We start from the raw sequence: 24,288 nt of genomic DNA on the forward strand, positions 1-24,288 counted from the left end.
GTATAGAACGGTAACATCCTGGAGGGTGATTTGATGGATAAGACGGAAGAATATCGTTTACATAGTATTTCAATTGGGCGACTGCCGTTGAGTGAACAAGTGTATATGTCGTTAAAGCAATCTATTTTGACGGGTTCTTTAAAACCAAATATGAAATTGAGTGAAGTGCGTATTGCAGAACAATTACATGTGAGCGCTACACCAGTACGTGAAGCATTTCGTAAACTAGCGAAAGATAATTTGGTGGTTATCAAGCCATGGAAAGGTGTGACGGTGAAAGGCTACTCTCCAGAGGAAATTGTAGCCATGTATCAATGTCGTGAAGTAATGGAAGGCTTGGGGGCTAGACTTTGTGCAGAACGATGTACAGAGGAGCAGTTAGCAGAGTTACAAGAAGTGTGCGATGCAGGGATTCAGACGGAAGAGCCAGAAGAACGGGTTGCCATTAATAGTCGCTTTCACACATTGATTGCAGAATTTTCGGGTAATGAGCGTGTGGCAGATTATTTAGCAGATTTTCGGGAAATGGTGAATCGTGATATGTATATCAGTACATCAGATAAGACACGTACTATTTCATGCGATTTAGAACATCAACAAATTATGGAAGCTATCCATGAACGCAATGGGCAATTAGCAGAAGAACGGATGCGAGCTCACGTGCGAAATGCCTTCGTATTTAAAAAAGCGCATGCAGAGCTATTAGCAAAGCAAAAGGAGAAGTAAGAAATCCAGTCATTACGGCGTTTATAGGTTACGATGTTAGTAAGTTAATAGCGGTAATAAATAAAAAATATATAAAAAGGCTAGGAATTTATAAATTCATGTGTTTACTTTTACACAAGCATTTGCTATAATGACTAAGCAAAGGGTTCACACTACCTTTGCAAGATAAAGATCTCTCTCTTTATCTACCTAACTTACAATAGGGAAGGATTCATCTTATACCTTCCCAGGTAAAAGACCCTACTTTTACCGAAGGGGCGCCCCCCATTGCCCCAACAAACATTTGAATCTATTTCAAATGTTCTCTCTCTTTTTTCTCAAATACAAAAACCTCGGCTTTATTCTCTTGGTCGGGGTTTTTGTATTTTTTCTATCTGTGGTATCACTGGTATGATGTATGCTACTCTCCAATCTAGGTAGGATGTAATACGTATTAATGAATGACCTATAGTGGTACATAGATATGGAGAACGACGAAGAGAGATATAGAAAATAGAATATAAATGATGGGAATATGATTGATGAAAAGCGGTAAAAATGCTATCATTAGAAGTAAGCTTTGAGAGATTGATGTGTATGAAAAACACATAGTAAATACAGTCTTTCTGTAGTCCTATATTACAATCCTAAGGAGGGTGAATCTCTTGCAAAAACGTAAAGATTTTATCTGGAAAATGGGCGGTCAGCAAGGTGAAGGTATTGAAAGTTGCGGCGAAATTTTAGCAACCATACTTGCCAAAGAAGGATATTCCTTGTACAGCCAACGTTTATTTGCATCTCGTATCAAAGGTGGTCACACAACATTTGCATTACGTATCGCATTAGAACAAATTATGACAGTGGGTGAGCATATCGATTTCTTGGTAGCACTTGACCAAGAAACTGTAGATATGCATGGTAAAGAAGTACGTGAAGGTGGTTTTATCATTTGCGACAGCAAAGTAAATCCTAATTTTGAAGCGTTCACAGGTACTGGAGTCACATGTCTTTCCTTGCCAATTTCTGAAACAGCATTACAACAAGGTTCCTTGTTGATGCGTAATATCGTGGCATTAGGTATGTCTGTTGCCTTATTGGGCTTTGAAACAGAGTTGTTCTTAACAGCTATTAAAGCTCGTTTTGCGAAAAAATCCGAAGATATTATTACCAAAAATTTACAAGCATTCCAATTGGGCTATGATCTTGTGAAAGAACAATTGGGTGATGTAGAAGTAGATACATTAGATAAACCAACACCAAAAGACCAAATGTTCTTACTTGGTAATGAAGCATTAGCATTAGGTGCCATCGCAGCGGGTTCCCGTTTCATGGCATCTTACCCAATTACTCCAGCTTCTGAAGTCATGGAATACATGATTAAGAAAATGGATAAAGTTGGTTCTACTGTGGTACAAACAGAAGATGAAATTGCAGCTTGCATGATGGCGATGGGTGGTGTATACGCTGGCGTACGGGGCTTTACATGTACATCTGGCCCTGGCTTGAGCTTGATGGCTGAATCCTTGTCTATGGCATCTATGGCGGAATTGCCAATGCTCATTATCGACGTACAACGTTCTGGCCCATCTACAGGTATGGCGACAAAAGTGGAAACATCCGATATTGATGCAGCTTGCTACAATGCGCATGGCGATTATTCCAATATCGTTATCGCCCCAACAAGCATTGAAGAATGTTTCTACGAAATTCAACATGCTTTCAACTTGGCAGAACAATATCAATGTCCAGTAATTTTCATGCCTGATTTACAACAAGGTTTGAATAAACAATCTGTACCAACATTCGATTTGAACCGTGTTGGTATTGAACGTGGCAATTTGATGAAAGAAGAAGATTTACCAGCATTGGAAAATCCTAAATATTTCAAACGTTTTGAATTGACTGAAAGCGGCATTTCCCCTCGTACCATCCCAGGCATGAAAAACGGTCTATTCTTGTCTACTGGTCTTGAGCATAATGAAGAAGGTAAACCAGCAGAAGCGCCTTCTATGCACGTGGCACAAACAGATAAACGTTTCCGTAAATTATCTACAGTAGCGGACGTATATGAACCATTCTTAAAGAATGCAAAACATGAGGAAGCAGATGTTCTTGTGATCGGTATTAACTCTAGCCGTGGTGCTATCGAAGAAGCAGTGGTGGAATTAGAGGCAGAAGGCCACAAAGTGAACCATTTACAACTTCGTTTGATTAAACCGTTCCCGAAAGAACAATTGCTACCATTCTATAACAGTGCTAAAAAAGTTGTGATCTGTGAGCAAAATGCAACAGGTCAATTGACTAATTTGTTCCGCATCAACATGCCGAATAAAGAAAAACTTTCTAGTTGCTTAAAATACGATGGTAATCCATTTACAACATCTTATGTAAAAGCGGCAATTAAGGAGGTTTTATAATGGCAACAGCAAATCAATATAGAAATGACATCCGCCCTAACTGGTGCCCAGGTTGTGGTCATTATGGGGTTCAAGCAGCTATCGCTGATGCAGTAGCAGCTCTTGATATTGCGCCTGAAAAATTGGCTGTTATCTCCGGCATCGGTTGCTCTAGCCGTATCGGTGGTTACTTCTATGCCTATGGTGCGCATACTACACATGGTCGTGCACTTCCCTATGCACAAGGTGTGAAACTGGCGAATGAAGATATGAACGTTGTAGTTTGTGGTGGTGACGGTGATGCCTTCGCTATCGGTATGGGCCATACCATCCATGCTTTCAAACGTAATGTGAATATTACCTATGTAGTTATGGATAACCATGTGTATGGTTTGACAAAAGGACAAACATCTCCTCGTTCTGACGTGGGTTTTGTGACAAAAACGTCTCCACATGGTTCTTTTGAAAGTCCATTGCCAATCTGTGAAACAGCTATCGCTTCTGGGGCTACTTTCGTAGCACAAAGCTACATGGTAAACCGTGCACAATTGGTGGACTTGATTAAACAAGGTATGCAACATGAAGGATTCTCTTTCATCAACGTGTTCAGCCCTTGCGTAACCTACAATAAACAAAATGGTTATGATTACTTCAAAGATAATCTAGTAAACTTGCCAGAAGGTTACGATCCAACAAACCGTGCAGAAGCATTTGCTATGTTAGGGGAAACTAATGGTCTTGTAACAGGTTTGATTTATCAAGATACAACAAAACCATCCTTTGAACAAGCATTATATGCTGCTAATGGTGGTCCACATGCTCGTGCATTAGTGCATGACGTGGTGAAACCAGATGCAGAGATGTTTGAAGCTCTTTGCAACGAGTTTAAATAGAAACAACATATCTCCATTAAAAGTATGAGTGATAGAAAAGCTGTGTTACTTCTGAAAACTGGCGAAAGTTTTCAGTAAGCAACACAGCTTTTCTTTTGCATTACTATAGTATGTGGTGAGATATGTTGTTTCTATTGGGGGGACTCGAGGGGGAGGAAAAGCCGCGTCACTTCTAAAAACTGACCTACGCTAAAGTTTTTAGTAAGTAACGCGGCTTTTCTTGATAGATGTTTTGTGGAGTGATGTGTTTTTAGGGGGATTGTATAGTTTGTTTGGAATATTTGTTTTATAGTTTGTGAATTTTTGCTATACTGTAGATGTTACCTCCCCAATACTGGTGACAGGAAGGGGGTGAACCAATGGATTTCTTAATCAGCTTTACAATCTCTGTTGTGGCAGGAATAGTTAGTTATTATTTCTGCAAATGGTTAGACAGGAGATTTAAGGGTAACTAGCCTAGTATGGAGGTAGCTCTCTTTAAAAAGTAGAAACCCCACAGTAGCAGCTGTGGGGTTTCGTCGTCCCAATGGAACTTAATCAACTTGTTGCTTATAGTTTATCACAAATAGAGAGAATTGTCATCTAAAAAAAGCAAAACCCCCACAGTAGGCGCTGTGGGGTTTCTTTGTTTTGATGGAAACACTCAACCTATACGTCTATAGTATAGCATAAGTAAAATCTGGTGTCATTATACTAAGTCTGTGTACAATAGACGATGTATTAAGTTTTATATAGGGGTATTGTTGTTAATTTATTATTCGATACGTATTATTTGCAACTGAATTATGAACAATTGTTATGGTTTTAAAAAGGTTAGTGTTGATTTTGTGAATTGGCATATGGTAACATAAAAATAAGTATATAATCAAAAGGAGATAGATTATCATAAAAAGGAAACATGGAGACTTTTTGTAATATATGTAGAATTGATTGTATGCTGTATATGTAGTAGTTGTGTATTTAGAGATGGGGTATAATTATGAAGAAAACAATTTCAGCGTTAGCGGTAACGACTATGCTAGGTATGACTACTGTGTTAGGGGCTAATCCTTTCACGGATGTAACACCACAGGACTGGGCGTATCAAGCAGTGGCACGATTGGCATCGCAAGGGGTGGTGAATGGCTATCCTGATGGCACGTTCCAAGGTGGTAATAATATCACTCGCTTTGAAATGGCACAAATGGTAGCAAAAGCCTTGAATCAACAAGATCGCATGAATGGGGAGCAACAAGCGGTATTGAATAAATTGGCTCAAGAGTTCAGTGAAGAGTTACACAATCTTGGAGTTCGAGTGGAAAACTTAGAACGTAAAGTGGGCAACGTTAGCTTTACTGGGGAGATGCGCTTCCGCTTCGATGGACAACAGGAGCATGGCATTTACCTCAATGCACCGGCAGATAATACAAAAATTAAGGTAAACGGTAAAGAAGTGACTTTGAACAAAGGCATGCATGAAGTGCACTTCTCTGGAGATACCATTGATGGGGCTGGGAAGTTGGATGTCCAATCTGATGCAATAGGCCCAAGTGTTGATGGAAATGAAGCTGCTACGGCCTTTTTGAGAGGTCTTGCTAGTGATCAAGTTCATAATGGACAAGGCTTTGTCGAAAGTTATAAAGAGGCAAATAAGCCGTTGAATCCAGATTTTAAAGATCAGATTGAATTATGGAAAAATGCACTTAGAGTATTCACTGTGAATTTAAACATACCAGATACAGCGACAAACTATGAAGCTATGAAAATGGTATATGAAGCTGCACAGCCACATAAAAAAGGCTTGGGAGACAAGTATACCGAGATAGAGAATCGGTATCAAGCTTACTACGAAGGTTCCAAACTCCCAGAATACATCTACAATTTATCCCAGCAATACGGTCTAAAAGGCAAAAAGCAATCTACTACGTCCTATCGTGTGCGTGTAAATGCCATGGCAGATGTGAACGAACACACAAAATTCGGTATTCGTTTGGCTCAGGAAAGTGAGTTTGGTGCAGGTACGCAAAAGCAAACAGAGGTAGATCGTTTATGGGTATCTCATCGCTTCGGTACATCGCAAGTGATGGCTGGTCGTTTAGGGGCCATGTTTGGTGACGGTTTAGTCTTTGATGGAGACTTTGACGGCATCATAGGAACGACTAAACTTGGTACAACAAAACTTACTGTAGGGTATGGTTATCCAACTGAATTGACAACAAATGCGAAGGAAATTGGTCAAATCATGACCTATGGTCAATTGCAAGCGCCAATTACAAAACATATTTCTGGTAAAGTCTACATGGCGTCCTTAAACTCTCATAAAGCGCCGAATAATGCGTTGGCACAAGCTTTCATCGGTAGTCATGTAGGATTCTCTCACCGTATTTATGGAGTAGCCTTACTAGGTGACCATGGTCGTTTTGGTTGGAACGGAGAATACGCAAAACGTACAGCTGGGGAAGACAATAAAATGGCATTGCCAGTGCTTCGTGAAGGAAAAGGACGTAATGCATGGATGGTAGGTACTCGCTACAACTATGGTGATGTAACTCTAGGCTTGCAATACTTCCATTTGGGACAAAACAGTCCAATCTTAGCATCTTCTACTTATGACGCTCGGTATATTAAAAACTGGAAAGGATTCGTAGCCACTGTAAACTATGCATTTGATAAAAATGCAAATGTGAAAGTGGGATATGCTTTCAAAGGCAGCCCAGTGGAAATTTATCATGGCGCTGTGGCACCTGCTGCGAAATACTTCGGACAAGTGGAATATAAATTCTAAGAAGAACTGAATACATGATGTAGCACTTCTGATAATAGTGCAAAAAGCCGCGTCATTTCTGAAACTGGATGAAAGTTTTCAGAAGTGGCGCGGTTTGGACTATAACCCCAATTGTATTCATGATGTCCTTTTGATGAGAAACGTAAAACTATAAAAAAAAGAAACATAAGTGAGGCTACTTTGTTATACCTGAAATCAGATATATATCATGCATCTCACTTATGTTTCTTTTTATTTTATTGTAGTTACATTTTATACAGCTCTTATATGCAAGAAATTGAATCTAGTATACCGTTATTCTACAGTGGTGTCTTTTGTAATCACATAGTAGTCAATAGGGAATACTTTCACATTTTTTACTCGTTTTGTTGTTACTACATTAGCACTTGGATAGTATAAGAAATAACCAGCACTATCTTCTAGCAACACATTTTGAATATCCTTGACAATCGCTGTGCGTTCTTCTTCGTTAAATGTGGTTGTCATTTTATTAATTAACTCATCAACCTTCGGATTTGAATAGTCGCCACGATTGGATTTGGCACCACTTTTGAAAGCTAGGCTAAGGAACCAATATGGATCATTTGTGGACATTGTTACCCAGTTTGTTTCGCCCATATCAAAACCATTAGGAGCTAAAGTTAGTAATTCATCAGGACCTTGTACACGTTTTAATTCCACTTCAACACCAGCTTGTTTTAAATCATCTTGAAGTTTTTCGTAAACGCTACTATCTTTACCAAAAAGAGCTAACACTAAGTGTAATGGTTTGCCATCTTTCATGTAGGTAGCACCTTGTTTTGTGTAACCAGCTTGTTTTAGTAATTCATCTGCTTTAGCTAAATCTTTATGCTGTTTATTTTTTAGTTCGTCAAAGCCTAGGTTGGCTGTTGGAGGGAATGGCGCACCTCCAGTAACGGCACCATTACCGATTACTTTTGCTAATGCATCATAATCAATCATATTTGCGATAGCTGCTCGTACGGTTGGATTTGATAATACATTGCCTTCACGAACATTTAGCTGTAGCATATATGTGCGAACCCCTGCGGACTCAATGATGTTATAATCACCCTTTTCAAATAAACTTCGATTAGCACTATCTACCTTTTGGATCATATCTACATCTTTAGACTGTAGAGCCATAGCACGTTTATTATTATCTTCTAGATCTTTAACTGTTAAAGAATCTAACGCAGGTGTTCCACCCCAGTACTCTTTGAACTGATCCAACTGAATTTCTTCTTTTTTAGTATGTTTTACAATTTTGTAAGGGCCAGTCAAAATTGGCGTATTATCCATATCTGTTGTGCCTTGTACATCTACGATGACAAAAGCAGGCTCAGTTAAACTAGCTAGTAAATCAACATTTGGTTCTGTTGTTTTAATAATTAGATTTTGACCATCCACTGTAATAGAGTCTATCTTTACAGCTTCTTTGGAACGCTTGCTTTCGGCAATTGTGCGCTCAAGAGATGCTTTTACCGCCGTAGGTGTCATCATAGAACCATTATGGAATTTTACGTTTTCGCGAATATGGAATTTCCATGTTAAAGGATCCACCACTTCCCAGGAATCGGCTAACTGAGGTTCGAATTTCATATCTGAACTTACCGTTACCAACGTTTCACCGGCACCGATTCGTGTCAATGTCCAAGCATCCCATTCATGTGTAGGATTCAATGTTTCACCAAACCAATATAAACCAAGATTTAAATGCTTACCATTTTTGCTTGATTCATCAGAACCACAGCCAGCAATTAAACCGATAGCAACAAACAGCGTCATTGCTAATGCAACCCATTTTTTCATATATCCTCCTTATAAAAAACTAAAGAACAACTATAGTATACTGTATTCCTCTATAAAAGACAATAATTCTCATAAAAATGGATGCATATTGGAAGGGTATAAGTTGTTAAATACCTTTGTAATTATATATTTAATCAACATAAGGAATAAAATTAAATTGTTATATTTACAAAGAGAGGTCCTATCCTATATACTTTAATAGAGAATGTATATAAGAAAGGTGGATTGATATGGTACGAATATTATTATATAAATTGGCATCTATGGTAGGTGTATTATTGGCAGTCACATTGGGAACGTTTCTCTTAATGCAAATGTCTTCTGTAGATCCAGTGTCAGCACGGTTTTATCTGCAAGGTATGACACCAGATCCCACTATAGTGGAACAAATTCGACAAGAGTTAGGCCTTAATGACCCTTGGTATATACAATATGGTCGTTGGTTGTGGCAAATGTTACATGGAGATTTTGGGCAGTCTATCTTCCTGAATGTGCCTGTTGTAGATTTGTTGCAAAGTGCTTTGCCAAGAACCTTAGCCTTGGTGGCAGTTTCCATTGGTTTAGGCAGTATCCTATCCATAGGGTTAGGGGGACTGGCAGCGCATTATAAAGATACCTGGATCGATTATGTGGTGCGTATAGTATCCTTTCTAGCATTGGCGGTACCAGCATTTTGGGTAGGTTTGTTATTATTATATGCCCTAGCTGTGAAGATTCCTATTTTCTCTGTGACAAATACGAAGGGGCTAAGTGCTTACGTGTTGCCGAGTATTACCTTGGCGATTTGGTTTTGTGGCTTATACATTCGTCGTGTTCGCAACGCAGTGGTGCAAGCCTATGCGTCGTTGCCGGTAATAGGAGCAAAAACGATGGGTATACGTACGGCATATATCTATCGTGATTACATCATTCCTCAGGTGCGCCTTGTGCTGTTATCCATGTTAGGGATTACGACCGGTGCTATGTTGGGCGGTTCTGCAGTGATTGAAACGGTATTTTCTGTCAAAGGGATGGGCCAACTCATGGTGCATGGTATTATTAGTCGTGATTATATTGTGATTCAAAGTTATATCGTATGGATTTCTCTAGTCTATGTGGTAGTCAATACATCGGTGGATATATGGATGTACTTACTTCATCCTGAAAGAAGATATGGAGGGCGCCCATGATTCGTATATGGAAACAAGATAAGCTACTCTTAGGGGCCATTTTACTGACTATACTTTGGATGGGACTCTTTCTATTTGGTTCTCACTTAGCTCCCTTTGACCCTAATGAGACAAATTTAGGGGCTAGATTACAAGATATAAGTGCAACGCATTTATTAGGCACGGACCAATTGGGGCGTGATGTACTTTCAAGGATATTATGGGGCGGACAAGATTCGTTGTTCATAGCCATATCCATCATTGCCATTAGCAGTATCATTGGCATTTGTATCGGTGGTTTGCTAAGTATGAGCCCTTGGTATATTGATGAATTGGGATCGCGTTGCATCGATATGGTACTAGGGTTCCCTAGCATGATCGTGGCCATTGCCTGCATCGGTATATTGGGGCCGTCTGTGGAAAATATTATCATTTCACTGTGTTTAACTCGTTGGGCAGAATACGCAAAGATTACGCGGAACTTGGTGAATTTAGAAAAGCAAGCACAATATGTGGTTGTAGCACGCATGTCTGGGGCATCCTTGTGGCGCATTATCCGTCGCTACATGATTCCCAATCTTCGAGGGACTCTATTGTTGGTCATCATTCAACATATGGGAGACACGATTATTACGGTGGCAAGCTTTTCCTTGATCGGCATTGGCGTACAACCGCCTACACCAGAATGGGGTGCTATCTTGCTGAATGCTCGAGATTTCTTGCAAACAGCGCCTTGGCTATTAATCTATCCAGGGTTAGCAATTTTTATCACTGTTGTGTTATTAAATTACATTAGTGATGCCTTACAAGATGGTAGGCATGTGTAAAGGGCGAAATATTAGCCCAATTTGATTCTTATGTAATGACAAAGGATAGTACCATTGACTAATACAGATTTAGTAAGCGTAGATAATTTATCCGTCTCTTACGATGGAGTAAAGGTCGTGAAAGAAGTATCTTTCACGTTAAAACAGAATGAAATCTTTGCCATCATTGGTGAAAGTGGGTCCGGAAAATCTACTGTAGCGAAAGCTTTCTTAGGTTTGTTAGAACAGGCAGACCTGACGGGAGCCATCCACTATGGGGGAGATAATTTGCTCACTTATGGACCTAAAGAATGGCAGGGTGTACGTGGTGTACATATAGCCATGATTTATCAAAATCCAGGTAATTATTTAAACCCATTCAAACGCATTGGAGAGCAGATGAAAGTAATCTTAGCCTCCCATGGAAAGGCCTACGATGAAGGCGACATTTTGAACCTGCTAGAGGCTGTTTCCTTACCACAAGGAAAGGCACTACTTGAGTCCTATCCATTTCAACTGAGTGGGGGCATGCAACAGCGTGTGGCCATCGTTATGAGTTTACTCATACATCCACAACTACTGATTGCAGATGAACCGACTAGTGCTCTTGATGTATTGGTGCAACAGGATATTGTAAAAGTCCTAGAAGAGGTGCAACAGCGGTTGCAGAATACGTTGCTGTTTATCACACACAATATTCAGATAGCCCGTAGATTGGCGGATCGAGTAGGCATTATGCATGAAGGTGTGTTAGTGGAAATCGGTAAGACCGAAGAGGTCTTATCGAATCCGCAACATGAATATACGAAACTGCTTTTACAGTCCTTGCAGGAGGTGAAAGTATGATACTAGAAGTTCAGGGCGTCAGCAAACTATATACCCGCAAAGGGGAAACGGTGACAGCACTGCAAGATGTGAGTTTGTCTGTACAAGAACGAGAGCGCATCGGAATTGCCGGTGGCAGTGGATCTGGTAAAAGTACCTTGTTGCGATTGCTATCCTTGCAAGAAGAGCCAACTTCTGGGACCCTTTCTTTGTTTGGAAAATCTACCTCCCAATGGAAAGGAAATGAGAGAGAGCTCTATCGTTCCTTGCAAGTGATGTTCCAAAACTCCTTTTACAGCATTAGCCCTCGTATGGCATTAGGAGAATTTATGCTAGAGCCTTGCGTAAATTTTGGGATAGGCACAAAACAAGAGGCGAAAGAGCGCTGTGAATGGTGGCTTTCAAAGGTGGGATTGGATACATCGGTGTGGAAGAAATACCGCCATGAATTGAGCGGAGGTCAGTTACAGCGATTGGCTTTAGCCCGTATGATGGCAGTCGGCGCTGAGCTTGTTTTATTTGATGAGCCGACCAGTGCCCTCGATGTGTGCAATCAAGCGCGGGTCGTCGAACTCATTCAAAATGTTTATGAAGAGCAACCGTTTACCTATGTGTTCGTCAGCCATGACCTAGGCGTTTTGCAAGCCCTTACGGATCGTATTATTGTGATGAAAGAAGGTACGATTGTAGAAACTTTGGCATCAAAAGATTTGGGATTGGCAACGCATCCGTATACAAAACAATTATTGGCAGCTAGCCGTGGGTAAATGGCTATCGTCTATGAAGTGGTAAAGACCGCAACAGTTTCTTATTGAAGAAAGTGTTGCGGTTTTTTGTTGAAATAAATATTACCCTAGTGATAGCATGAATCGTAAAAAAATAGTATAATTGTATTTTAGAATATACAATACAAGTGATATGGAAGATAGGGAGGATGGAATGAAAGAAATCAAAGATGTGTCGAAATTGACTTATACGCATGTACAAGGCGGTCAGTTTCGTTGGATAACAGTAAGTACCATCATGCTAGCATTGGGAACGATTTTGCATGCAGTATCGCCAAGTGTGGCAGGGGTGACGCCGAACTGGACTATAGCTACCTATTGTGTAGCTATCAACTTAACACGTCCCACACTGAGACAAAGTTTGGGGATTGGTTTGGTAGCAGCTTTAATCAATGTATTCACGTCAAAATCGGCATTGCCCTACGGGAACCTGATTAGTGAGCCTTTGGGGGCTTTCACATGCGCCGTGTTAGTACATTACATTTCTAATCTAAAAATTGGTAAACTAAATTTGATGCCTATATTGAGTGCTTTCATCAGTACCGTGGCGTCTGGTGGAGCTTTCATTACCTGTTTATACCTCGTGTTAGGATTGCCGAGCAATGTGTATTGGAACGCTATGTGGCCATTGGTATTGATGGTGGCCCTTTGTAATGCCGTAGTGGCACCATTTTTGTACATTCCGGCGCAAAAATTATTGGCTCGTCAAACTGTGAAAGGTCAACAATTGACGGACAGTAGTGACCACAGTGATTTACATATTGTACCATCTGTGAAAGCACCAATTGTCATTGACCATATGAGTTATCGCTATGGAAACCAAACAAAGTATGCCGTGAAAGACATTAACTTAGTAGTACATGAAGGAGATTTTCTTGTCATTACAGGACCAGCAGGCTGTGGTAAATCTACCATCTGTATGGCTATGGCAGGAGCGGTACCGAAGTTCTATGGCGGAACTATGGAAGGTATGGTGTTCATCAACGGCAAAGCAGTGACGCAATTAGAAATTCCAGACGTCGCAGATGATATCGGTATCGTCTTAGCCGACTATGATACACAACTAGTGACCATGACGGTGGCAGAGGAAGTAGCCTTTGCCCTTGAAAATCGTGGCTATACAGCGGAGGCGATTCAAGAGCGTACAGCCATCGTGTTAGAACAAGTAGGCTTAACTGGATTGGAAGATCGCAATGTGTACAGCTTGTCTGGGGGGCAACGTCAGCGGTTGGCAATTGCCTCTGTGTTAGCTGTAAACCCATCTATTTTGGTCTTAGATGAACCCACAAGCTCTTTAGATCCAGAAGGCACAGAAGAGTTATATCGCTTAGTAGGTTCCTTGAATCGTGACCATGGTATTACTGTTGTGGTTATTGACCACGATTTACATGCTGTCTTACCATACGCAAATCGTATGGTATTAATCGATGGTGGGGAGCTAAAAATCGACAGCTCTGTAGAAGATGTATTGTCTTATATGTATGATACGAACACATACGTAGATGCATTGCCATCCTTATTTGTAACCTATAAATCCTTAGTAGCAAAAGGGATTGATTTAGATACACCATGGTTGTCTTTAGCATCTGCGCAGTCTAGTCTTATGAAAGGAGAACGCTAATATGTTGACAGTTGAAAATTTGCGCTTTTCCTATGTACCAGGACAAGATATTATGAAAGACGTAACTTTCACAATTGGGAATGGTGAGTTCATTACATTAGGCGGTCGAAATGGTTGTGGAAAAACCACTGTGACCCGTTTATTAGTCGGTTTAGAAACGCCTGTAGAAGGTAAGATTTCTTACGACGGTCAAGATATTACGAATATGCCTACCTCTGAAAGAGGGCGTTTTATTGGCTATGTATTTCAACAGCCAGATCGTCAAATGTTCCGCCAAACTGTGGCAGAAGAGGTGGCATTTGGGCCAGAACAATTGGGGTATGACAAAGAAACCGTTCGTAGTATCGTGAAAGATGCGTTGGAACGAGTAGGCATTTCCCATTTAGCAGAATCCTATCCATTAGGCTTACGCCGTGGAGAAAAGCAACGAGTAGCCATCGCCTCAGCGTTAGCGATGCAGTCTAAACTGTTGATTCTTGATGAACCAACGAGCGGTCAAGATGGGACGGAAACAAAAGGTTTACTTGTGTTGTTGCAAGAATTGCAAGCCCAAGGTTTGACCATATTACTCATTACCCATGATATGGAAATTATGGCAGAATATTCTACACGAGTGATCATTATGGGATATGGCACAAAAGCTTTTGATGGATCCCCAGAAGAGCTATTTACACATCGTGATGATCTGTTAGAACTGGGTTTAACGAAGCCACCGAGCGTGGTGCTTAGTGAAGCGGTGCCAGCCTTAGGGTATTGCAAATCTATGAAAGAGTTTGAACTGCGCTATGCAGAGTATGTGAAAGGATAGGAGGAGACCGATGAAATTTGTACCATTAACAAAAATTTGGGCAACCATCTTCGTGTCCATCTTAGCCATTGCTATGAAAACTCCGGAACTATTGTTAGCATTATTTGGAGTAGAATTGCTGGTAATGCTCATAGGTGGTATTTTGTTCCGTCAATGGAAAGCATTATTCGCCTTAATCGGGTTTTCTGCGTTCTTAGGTATCGTACAGTACTTGGGTAGCTGGTCTGTGGACTCCGCGGTTGTAACAGCTTTACGTATGTTGACGATGACTACCATCTTTATGATGCTTATCGTGACAACGAAAACGCAGGATTTAACAGTGGCGCTGGTTCAACAATGTCGCATTCCCTATGCCTATGCCTTTATGTTTACAGCGGCCCTACGCTTTGTGCCTGACTTTTTACGTGAAAGTAAAGCCGTTCAAGAGGCGCAGGCATGTCGAGGTATGTCCTTAGAAGGGAATTGGCTGACAAAGATAAAATCTTACATGACGGTAATCCAACCGTTGATGCTGAAATCTTTGAGTCGTTCGGAGACAATGGCATTGTCCTTGGAACTTCGAGGATTTGGAAATCAGCAACATACATTTATGCGGAAAGTGAGCTTGCAGGGCATTGATTATGTGGCAGTTCTTGTTATGTTGGGAGCGACCCTTGTGACGCTATTTGCTTTGTGGCGTTCGTAACTAAATAAGATAAAGGGAAGACCGCAACATACTCCTTCTCAAACTGATACAGTGGTTAGGTTTGTTCAGGAGCATGTTGCGGTCTTCTTATGTTTGTGTGATTTGGTCAGTAAGGGAACGCCACAAGGCTGCTACGCCTAACTGCGTTCCTTTGGGGGGAAGATGGTGTTGTTTGAGAACATGCCGTGCTCTTCTTGTGTTTGTGTGATTTGGTCAGTAAGGGAACGCCATAAGGCTGCTACTCGTAACGGCGTTCCTCAATGGGTGGAGGTCTGTTTTTAATAATAACTTTCAAAATTATTCTGCAAGTACTTGAAATGGACATGGCTGTTAGTGCTATAATAGAATGAGGTAAGTTCGTGCAGGGGTTGAAAGGAGAACTGATGGATTATAAAGTGGCAGCTTCTTTTTGGACAGAGAAGGATAAAACTGCAAGAAAGATGGACCCAGATGAATTGCATATTGAGATTGTTGATTTTTTGAAAGCTCATCATACGTGTGCGTTAGCAACGCATAGTGAAACGGGTGTACGATGCACGCCATTATCGTATACTGTACATGGTGGATATATTGATATTTTCTCTGAAGGTGGTGAGAAATTCTTTCACTTAGAAGAAGATAAAAATGTATCGCTTACTGTGTTCGATCCTTATGAGGGTCCAGGTACGGCAAAGAGTGTTCAGATTCAAGGTGTAGCAACGGTGCTAGGCCCTGATGATGAAGCGTATGCTAAGGTACTAACAGAAATTGGTATGGAAAAACTTTTAGAACGTGATGATGCATTGTATTTGATTCGTGTGAAATCGAATGAGATTGTTTACTTGAATGGTTCCTTGCGAGCACGTGGCTATTATATTCGTCAAGTCTTAGCGAGATAGGGTAGATTCTTTTTGCACATCTGCGTCAAGTATGATACAATAAATAAAGACCGCCGTTAGAGGTTTCATCTAACGGTGGTTTTTTATTTTAGAAATGGGGAATTACTAATGAATATACAACGAATCTTATTGAGTGCACTATTAGGAGCCACGCTGGTAGTGACGGCCGCTTGTGGTACTGACGCTGCTGAGCAAGCAAAGTCAGAAGTGACAAAGAACGTAAAAGTAGAAACAAAAATGCCTAGCTTTGATGCGACACCAATCGCCGATGAATATGCAACGATTCATACAAATAAAGGCGATATCAAAGTCCGTCTCTATGGTAGTAAGGCACCTATTACTGTGAAAAACTTTAAAAGTTTAATTGAGCAAGGATATTACAATAATTTAACCTTTCACCGTGTTATCGATGGATTCATGATTCAAGGTGGAGATAATAAAAAGGGTGGTCCAGGGTATACAATTCCTGATGAAGTGAGCAATGATTTGCACTTTAATAAAATGGGTATCTTGGCGATGGCTAATGCAGGCCCCAATACAGGGAATGCGCAGTTTTTTATTACTGTGGCACCAACCCCATGGTTAGATAACAAACACACCATCTTTGGCGTAGTGGTACAAGGTATGGATGTGGTAGAAGCGATCAGTCGTGTGCCGAGAGATAAACGGGATGCACCAAAAGAACCAGTGGTGATTCAGTCTGTTGATTTAGCACCAATCCCAGCTGGTGAATAAGATGGAAGAAAAATTTTATACCTATATGGTACGCTGTGCAGATGGATCTCTCTATACGGGATGGACTACAGATTTAGAAAAACGTATACGAGCTCATAATGGTGAAATTAAAGGGGGCGCCAAGTATACACGAAGTCGAAGACCAGTCACTTTGGTATGGAGCACAGCTTTCAGTAGAAAGCAAGATGCTCAATCTATGGAACAGCAAGTAAAGCGCATGGAACGGTCTCAAAAAGATGCCCTCATTGCGGCAAATTGTGATATAATGAAATGATACAGATAGTGCGTGAATACGAGAGGAGGAATGCTAATGAAACGAGTCATTGTGTCCGTGAAAAGTACGCAACGTGATGCGGATGGAGAAGATACGGTGGTGGAATTAGTATCCTCTGGTAAGTATTATGAAACAGCCTTGGCGAAACATATCATTTATGATGAAAGTGAAGTCACTGGTTTGGGGAATACGAAAACAACCATTAAAGCCTATAAGGATTCGGTGGTACTCTTAAGAACTGGTGAATTTTCTATGCGCCATGAGTATCAACTGGGGAAGACTAATATTGCAAGTTTGGAAACCCCATATGGGGCGCTAGAACTAGCTATGCTAACCCATGAATTAGACATAGATTTGAAAGATGGCAAGGGCCATATTTGTTTAGGATATGATATCTCTGTTGGTGGTGAATGGCAATTTTACAACCAACTGTATGTAGAGATTCGGGAGGATGTACATTATGGACATGAAAGAAGTTTTGAAAGCAGCCATTAAGGATGCTTTGCAGATAGCTCTGGAACAAGGAGAGTTACCAGAAGGTACCTATCCAGAGGCACATTTGGAAGTGCCACCGCAGAAAGAGTTTGGTGATTTTTCCACCAATATTGCTATGCAATCTGCAAGAGTGGCGAAATCTAATCCAAGGGCCATTGCGGAAACGATCATTTCCCATATGAACTACGATTGGTTGGAACGAGCAGAGGTAGCAGGTGCTGGGTTTATTAATTTCTTCTTAGCTTCTGATGTGATTTACGATACTTTAAAAAACATATTAACAACAGGGGACACATATGGTGGTGCACCACTTCGTGAAGAAGATACTGTGCAAATTGAGTATGTCAGTGCGAACCCAACTGGTTTGTTACATGTAGGTCATGGTCGTGGTGCTGCCTATGGTAGTGCCTTGGTAAATTTAATGCGTGCAGCTGGATATAATGTGTTTGCTGAATATTACATTAATGACGCAGGTAAGCAAATCGATAACTTAGCGGCCTCTGTGAATGCTCGGTATTTAGAATTATTAGATATGAAACATGAGTTCCCTGAGTCTGGCTATCGTGGTCAAGATGTCATTGATACAGCGCAGGAATTGATTAACTGGAGAGGCGATTTCTTTGCAGTACTTCCAGAAGAAGAGCGTGTTCCATTCTTTAAAGAATTTGCCTTAACAGAAAAATTAAATGGATTACGTAAAACATTGCGTAATTTCCGTGTAGGATTTGATCGTTGGTTTAGCGAACGTAGTTTACATAAAAGTGGTGAGATTCGCACATTAGTGGATCAGCTATTGGAATCTGGCGGAATGTATGAAAAAGATGGGGCCTACTGGTTGGCATCTATGCAATATGGGGATGACAAAGACCGTGTAGTTATCCGTGACAATGGAGAACCAACGTACTTGGCGGCAGATATTGCGTATCACAAAGATAAATACGAACGTGGCTACAAACAATTAATCAATATTTGGGGTGCTGACCATCATGGGTATATTGCCCGTGTGAAAGCAGCTATGGAAGCGCTTGGATTTAACCCAGATAAATTAGAGGTTCTACTATTACAAATGGTATTCTTATACCGTGATGGAGAACTTGTGAAAATGTCTAAACGGACAGGAGAAACCATTACGTTGGACGAATTAATCGAAGATGTAGGGGTAGATGCAGCGAGATACTTCTTCTTGATGCGTTCCTTAGATAGCCAATTGGACTTCGACATCAATTTGGCATCCTCTAAATCTAACGATAATCCAGTGTACTACATCCAATATGCCCATGCTCGTATTCACAGTATTTTCAACCAAGTGAAAGAAGCTGGTATTGCCTATGGCGACTGGGCGAATACTACTTTCACAGCATTGCAAGGCGAACAAGAAGTGGAATTGATTAAAAAATTAGCAGCCTATCCAGAAGAAATTCAGTTATCTGCTAATAATAAAGCGCCACATCGTATTGCTAAATACTTGTACGATGTAGCCAGTCTATTCCATTCCTTCTATAAACAAGGTCGTATCATGGGCGTTGAGCCAGAATTGCAACAAGCTCGCTTAGGCTTGATTACGGCAACAGCACATGTATTGCAACATGGTCTAGGTATCTTAGGTATTTCCGCTCCTGAAAAAATGTAATCAGAAGCATATAATTATTAGGGAGGCATCATGTCAACAAAGTATATTTTCGTAACAGGTGGCGTCGTATCATCATTAGGTAAAGGCATTACTGCAGCATCCTTGGGACGTTTGTTGAAAAATCGTGGATATAAGGTGACAATTCAAAAATTTGATCCATATATCAATATCGACCCAGGTACCATGAGTCCCTATCAACATGGTGAAGTGTTCGTCACTGACGACGGTGCAGAAACTGACTTAGATTTAGGTCACTATGAACGTTTCATTGACATTAACTTAGGTAAAACATCCAATATTACAGCTGGTAAAGTGTATTGGTCTGTCATCAATAAAGAACGTAAAGGGGAATACCTTGGTTCCACAGTACAAGTTATCCCTCATATTACAAATGAAATTAAAAACGCTGTGTTCCGTGTAGGTAAAGAAGATAATGCAGATGTGGTGATTACAGAAATCGGCGGTACTGTGGGCGATATTGAAAGCTTACCGTTCTTGGAAGCTATCCGCCAAGTAAAAAAAGAAGTCAACCGTGATGATGTGTTATATATCCACGTTACATTGGTACCATACATCAGCGCAGCTGGCGAGTTGAAAACAAAACCAACACAACACAGCGTAAAAGAACTTCGTGGTATTGGTATCCAACCAGATATCATCGTATGCCGTACAGAAAAAGAAATTTCCCGTGACATGAAAGATAAATTGGCATTATTCTGTGACGTGGATCCAGATGCTATCGTGGAAAACCGCACTTGCAGCACCATCTATGAAGTACCATTGATGATGCAAGAGGAAGGATTAGATAGCATTGTTGTACGCAAATTGAACCTTGAAGATCGTCCTGCAGACATGACAGAATGGAAAGACATGGTTCATAAAATCTTACATCCTAAACAAGAAATTACTATCGCTCTTGTTGGTAAATACGTAGCATTACATGATGCGTACATTTCTGTAGCCGAGGCATTGGGTCATGCAGGTATCGTAGAAGATACAAAAGTTAACATTAAATGGGTTGACTCTGAAGCGGTAGAAGCAGAAGGTACAGACCTAGCGGAAGTATACAAAGATGTAGACGGTATCTTGGTACCAGGCGGTTTTGGTTGCCGTGGTGTAGAAGGTAAAATTGCGACCATCCAATATGCTCGTGAGCACAAAGTGCCGTTCCTTGGCATTTGCTTGGGCATGCAAACATCTGTAATGGAATTTGCTCGTTCTGTATTGGATATGAATGGCGCTACTTCCACAGAATTTGATGAAAGCTGTGAGTTCCCTGTGATCGACTTAATGGATGACCAAGTAGATGTAGATGAAAAAGGTGGTACAATGCGCCTAGGCGTATACCCATGTAAAACAGTACCTGGTACAAAAGTACATGAAGCATACGGCGAAGATTTGATTTACGAACGCCATCGCCACCGTTGGGAATTCAACAATGCATACCGTCAACAATTGACAGATGCAGGCTTGATTATCTCCGGTACATCCCCTGATAATCGTCTAGTAGAATGCGTTGAAGTAGCGGATCATCCTTGGTTCGTAGGCGTACAATTCCATCCAGAATTGAAATCTCGTCCAAACAATGCACATCCATTGTTCAAAGGATTTGTGAAAGCGGCTATTGATAATAAAAAATAAGACATAGTGAGTATGTAACATAGAAAGGACTGCAACAGAATACAATAGATTCTGGGTGCAGTCCTTTTGTAAGATTTTTATCGGAATGATGAATGTTAGAGGCATCTGCATATTTTATGCTAGAAGGTGGTGATGATATGGTATTGCAAAATAAGTTGGGACTTACAGACTCTGTAGAACTTGCTAGGGAGGAAGAACGGATTAGTAAGAAGAAAGCGTTAGATCTGTTTGATACTGCTGTACTAGAGAAGTATGCTGTAGGTTCTTTTGCACAATTAGCTGCGATACATAGATATTTATTTGAAGGTATCTATGACTTTGCAGGAAAAGTTAGGTCTGTTAATATAGCAAAAGGTAATTTCCGGTTTGCGCCTGTAATGTATTTACAGGCAGCCCTTGAAAGTATAGAGAACATGCCACAATCTACTTTTGATGAAATTATTGAAAAATATGTGGAGATGAACGTGGCACATCCTTTCAGAGAAGGCAATGGAAGAAGTGCTAGAATCTGGCTAGACCTAATGTTGAAGCAAGAACTACATCACGTTGTAGATTGGAGCTTAGTAGATAAAGACGATTATTTACTAGCCATGGAACGAAGCCCTATTAAAGATATTGAAATCAAGCATCTTTTAAAAAGAGCATTAACTGATCGGATAGATGATAGAGAAGTTTATATGAAGGGCATTGATCATAGTTATTACTATGAAGGGTATACCTTGTATAAAACAGAAGAGTTGTAGGATATTTTGAGCCCTACGATGCAGCTATTCTATTGTCTTTTATTCCAAACAGTGCTATACTTAAGACACAAACAAGAAGAGCCATCAACGTGTGCTGGCGTTAGGCTCATCTCAAAAGCGTAAATTGATGATGCCTAACGTGTAGAGGGTGCGAACCTCTTTCGTTAGGCTTCATCATTAATTATTTGAACAAATCAATGATTTGTACTATTAGTTTTAAAATCAAAATCAATATATTGACTTTTTTAAAAAACTTTTTCATAGTACCACCTCCTCCTATAGAGTAGGAAGAGATGAGCCCAACGCACGTTGAAGACTTTTCTGTGATTTTATTATAGCAGAATCTATTCGTATTGTGTATACACATAAATAAAAAATACATTAGTCTATTGACAAGCGACTGGAAATGCTATAGAATAGTCTTCAGTTACATAAAGCAAATGCGATGAACAGGTATAAAGATATAGTTAGTTGCTTTCAGAGAGCTACTGGTTGGTGTGAAGTAGTAGAACGGTTATATTGAAACTCCCCTGTGAGCAGCGATGGTGAAACCGAGTAGTCATCGACGGTAGTTCCGTTATAACTGTGAGAACCAACTAGGGTGGGACCGTGTTATTGAAATGATAATGCCCCTTGATGTGCACTGCACATTGAGGGGCTTTTTTGTATCATAGGTTGATTAGTGTTTCTTACATTTTACGATGAGATCTGTATAAGGTATACAGTACATGTAAACTCTATTAGAATGTTCTGATAGTTTTAAGCACAGTTTACTAATAGCAGAATATGCCGTTGATTGTGACAAACAACGCACAAGATAGAGGCAGAATCTATGATGTAGTACGACTAGAACATACAGTATGTAAAATGTAAAAACCTCTATGAAGCCAATACGCAACATATAACGCCCCTAGGGATGCATTGTCATCTCTGGGGGCGTTTTTCTATTCTCTGAAAGCAATTTCAGCGTCACGTAGTCAAAACCACCATAGGAATGATTTTATCAAAGGTGAGATATGGAGGCCACATATTCAGTTTTCTTAGAATCATTCGTTAGAATAGAAATACGAACAGATATAGATTAATCAGAAAGAGGAACAATCATGGATAACAGAATTTATTTTTTTGATACTACACTTCGCGATGGGGAGCAAACTCCAGGTGTTTCCCTTCAAACACCAGAAAAAGTAGAAATTGCACAATCTCTTGTACGCCTTGGATTAGATGTTATAGAAGCGGGGTTTCCTGCGGCATCGGAAGGTGACTTTGAAGCAGTATCCACAATTGCTAAAGAAGTACGTGGATGTACGATTGCAGCGCTTGCTCGATCCAATGAGAATGATGTGACGAAAGCAGCAGAAGCACTAGCAGGTGCAGAACGCAGCCGTCTACATGTGTTTATCGCTACTAGCGATATTCATCTAGAATATAAATTGAAAAAGACTCGTGAAGAAGTGTTAGACATTGTGAAACATATCCTTGAGTTTGCGAAAGGTAAATTCGATGAAATCGAGTTCTCCGCAGAAGATGCATCTCGTACAGATTTAGATTATTTATGCCGTGTCTTTGAAGTGGCTATCGAAGGTGGAGCTTCTATTTTGAATGTGCCAGATACAGTTGGTTATATGACACCAGAAGAGTTTGGCAATCGTATTCGCTACATTAAAGAGCATACAAGAGGTATTGAAAAGGCAATCATCAGTGTACATTGTCACAATGACTTAGGCCTTGCGAATGCGAACACGTTGGCAGCTATCGAAGCAGGGGCTCGCCAAGTAGAATGTACTATGAATGGCTTAGGTGAACGAGCTGGTAATGTGGCTATCGAGGAAGTCGTGATGGCTATTAAAACTCGTCATGACCACTATCCATTTGATGTACACATCAACACACCACTATTTACTCGTACTAGCAAATTGGTGAGCAAACTTTGTGGTGTGGCTGTATCTCCTAATAAAGCCATCGTAGGTGCTAACGCCTTCGCTCATGAGTCCGGTATTCATCAACATGGTATGTTGAACAATCCAACCACCTATGAAATTATGACCCCAGCTAGTGTAGGAGCGGAAAAAACGTCCATCGTATTAGGTAAACATTCTGGTCGTCATGCCTTCGAAGATCATCTAGTGAATTTAGGCTTTCAGTTAGAAGAAAAACGAGTGAATGAGTTGTTCGTTCAATTCAAAGCCTTAGCAGATAAGAAAAAACAAGTCTATGATGAAGATATTTACGCTTTGGTGATGGATACGATGCATCACGAACAAGCATTCCACGTGGTACAACACGATTACCATTCCGATCAAAATGGCTATGTTCTTGCTAGCATTCGTGTATTAACACCGAGTGGGGAACGCATGGACGCCGCTGTCGGTGATGGTCCGGTAGATGCTTCTTTCAGAGCCATCGAACGACTAGTGAACACACCATTTGTGTTGGAAGATTTCCAAATCCGTTCCGTAACAGTGGGTAAGGATGCCCTTGGTGAGGCGGTTGTAAAAGTCAATTATAATGGCCGCAGATTCCAAGGCCGTGGGGTGAGCACAGATATCGTAAAATCCAGTGTAAATGCCTATATTAACGCAGTCAATGCAATTTATTTAGCAAAAGAATTAGAACAAGAGTTTGGAAACCAGGAGGGTTAATG

At 40.5% G+C, this 24,288-nt stretch carries 20 protein-coding genes and 1 other annotated feature; of the genes, 19 read left to right on the plus strand and 1 reads right to left on the minus strand.

Annotated elements, in window-relative coordinates:
* Positions 1-33: 33 nt before the first annotated feature.
* The 4 genes from EO125_RS03740 (at position 34) to EO125_RS10160 (ending at position 6,758) form a co-directional block, all read left to right on the plus strand.
* Positions 34-726, plus strand: coding sequence for a GntR family transcriptional regulator (locus tag EO125_RS03740; protein ID WP_127147718.1), 693 nt, complete (start codon positions 34-36; stop codon positions 724-726).
* A 644-nt stretch (positions 727-1,370) separates the two neighbouring features.
* Complete coding sequence (locus EO125_RS03745; RefSeq protein WP_127147719.1) at positions 1,371-3,122, plus strand: 2-oxoacid:acceptor oxidoreductase subunit alpha; 1,752 nt, start codon at positions 1,371-1,373, stop codon at positions 3,120-3,122.
* On the plus strand, positions 3,122-3,994 hold the full coding sequence (locus tag EO125_RS03750) for a 2-oxoacid:ferredoxin oxidoreductase subunit beta (RefSeq protein ID WP_127147720.1): 873 nt from the start codon (positions 3,122-3,124) through the stop codon (positions 3,992-3,994). The genes EO125_RS03745 and EO125_RS03750 overlap by 1 nt, the downstream gene beginning before the upstream one ends.
* Positions 3,995-4,973: 979 nt before the next feature.
* Positions 4,974-6,758 carry an S-layer homology domain-containing protein gene (locus EO125_RS10160; protein WP_127147721.1) on the plus strand — a complete coding sequence of 595 codons (1,785 nt, stop codon included), beginning with the start codon at positions 4,974-4,976 and terminating at the stop codon, positions 6,756-6,758.
* A gap of 294 nt (positions 6,759-7,052) precedes the next feature.
* On the opposite strand, the gene EO125_RS03760 is transcribed toward EO125_RS10160, so the two are convergent.
* Entirely contained in the window at positions 7,053-8,570 is a 1,518-nt protein-coding gene (locus EO125_RS03760) for an ABC transporter substrate-binding protein (protein ID WP_127147722.1), read from the minus strand.
* Positions 8,571-8,800: 230 nt separating this feature from the next.
* Between EO125_RS03760 and EO125_RS03765 the strand changes: the two genes are divergently transcribed.
* The 15 genes from EO125_RS03765 to EO125_RS03835 all read left to right on the plus strand — a co-directional run bounded on the left by EO125_RS03765 (position 8,801) and on the right by EO125_RS03835 (position 24,286).
* Entirely contained in the window at positions 8,801-9,739 is a 939-nt protein-coding gene (locus EO125_RS03765; RefSeq protein ID WP_127147723.1) for an ABC transporter permease, read from the plus strand.
* Complete coding sequence (locus EO125_RS03770) at positions 9,736-10,545, plus strand: ABC transporter permease (RefSeq protein WP_127147724.1); 810 nt, start codon at positions 9,736-9,738, stop codon at positions 10,543-10,545. The genes EO125_RS03765 and EO125_RS03770 overlap by 4 nt, the downstream gene beginning before the upstream one ends.
* Before the next feature lie 54 nt (positions 10,546-10,599).
* Positions 10,600-11,370, plus strand: a complete 771-nt coding sequence (locus tag EO125_RS03775; RefSeq protein ID WP_127147725.1) for an ABC transporter ATP-binding protein — start codon at positions 10,600-10,602, stop codon at positions 11,368-11,370.
* On the plus strand, positions 11,370-12,116 hold the full coding sequence (locus EO125_RS03780; protein WP_164726429.1) for an ATP-binding cassette domain-containing protein: 747 nt from the start codon (positions 11,370-11,372) through the stop codon (positions 12,114-12,116). The genes EO125_RS03775 and EO125_RS03780 overlap by 1 nt, the downstream gene beginning before the upstream one ends.
* A gap of 172 nt (positions 12,117-12,288) precedes the next feature.
* A complete protein-coding gene (locus EO125_RS03785) occupies positions 12,289-13,755 on the plus strand; it encodes an energy-coupling factor ABC transporter ATP-binding protein (RefSeq protein WP_127147727.1) in 1,467 nt (488 codons plus the stop codon).
* Position 13,756: 1 nt separating this feature from the next.
* Entirely contained in the window at positions 13,757-14,563 is an 807-nt protein-coding gene (locus tag EO125_RS03790) for an energy-coupling factor ABC transporter ATP-binding protein (RefSeq protein ID WP_127147728.1), read from the plus strand.
* 10 nt (positions 14,564-14,573) lie between these two features.
* A complete protein-coding gene (locus EO125_RS03795) occupies positions 14,574-15,248 on the plus strand; it encodes an energy-coupling factor transporter transmembrane protein EcfT (protein ID WP_127147729.1) in 675 nt (224 codons plus the stop codon).
* 383 nt (positions 15,249-15,631) lie between these two features.
* Entirely contained in the window at positions 15,632-16,126 is a 495-nt protein-coding gene (locus EO125_RS03800) for a pyridoxamine 5'-phosphate oxidase family protein (RefSeq protein ID WP_127147730.1), read from the plus strand.
* A 108-nt stretch (positions 16,127-16,234) separates the two neighbouring features.
* The gene (locus tag EO125_RS03805) at positions 16,235-16,861 is read left to right on the plus strand and encodes a peptidylprolyl isomerase (protein ID WP_127147731.1); all 627 of its coding nucleotides are present in this window, start codon (positions 16,235-16,237) and stop codon (positions 16,859-16,861) included.
* Position 16,862: 1 nt separating this feature from the next.
* The gene (locus tag EO125_RS03810; protein ID WP_062401102.1) at positions 16,863-17,135 is read left to right on the plus strand and encodes a GIY-YIG nuclease family protein; all 273 of its coding nucleotides are present in this window, start codon (positions 16,863-16,865) and stop codon (positions 17,133-17,135) included.
* Between the two features lie 36 nt (positions 17,136-17,171).
* A complete protein-coding gene (locus EO125_RS03815) occupies positions 17,172-17,630 on the plus strand; it encodes a DUF1934 domain-containing protein (protein WP_127147732.1) in 459 nt (152 codons plus the stop codon).
* Positions 17,596-19,260, plus strand: a complete 1,665-nt coding sequence (argS, locus tag EO125_RS03820) for an arginine--tRNA ligase (RefSeq protein WP_127147733.1) — start codon at positions 17,596-17,598, stop codon at positions 19,258-19,260. The genes EO125_RS03815 and argS overlap by 35 nt, the downstream gene beginning before the upstream one ends.
* A gap of 30 nt (positions 19,261-19,290) precedes the next feature.
* Positions 19,291-20,901, plus strand: coding sequence for a CTP synthase (locus EO125_RS03825; protein WP_127147734.1), 1,611 nt, complete (start codon positions 19,291-19,293; stop codon positions 20,899-20,901).
* Between the two features lie 137 nt (positions 20,902-21,038).
* Positions 21,039-21,644: a protein adenylyltransferase Fic gene (fic, locus tag EO125_RS03830; protein ID WP_127147751.1), complete on the plus strand. Its 606-nt coding sequence runs from the start codon at positions 21,039-21,041 to the stop codon at positions 21,642-21,644.
* Positions 21,645-22,080: 436 nt separating this feature from the next.
* Positions 22,081-22,281 (plus strand) — a binding site (T-box leader).
* Between the two features lie 466 nt (positions 22,282-22,747).
* Positions 22,748-24,286, plus strand: coding sequence for a 2-isopropylmalate synthase (locus tag EO125_RS03835; RefSeq protein WP_127147735.1), 1,539 nt, complete (start codon positions 22,748-22,750; stop codon positions 24,284-24,286).
* Positions 24,287-24,288: the final 2 nt, after the last annotated feature.

Origin of the sequence: Veillonella sp. VA139, from assembly GCF_003992005.1 — a bacterium.
Classification (GTDB): Bacteria; Bacillota; Negativicutes; order Veillonellales; family Veillonellaceae; genus F0422.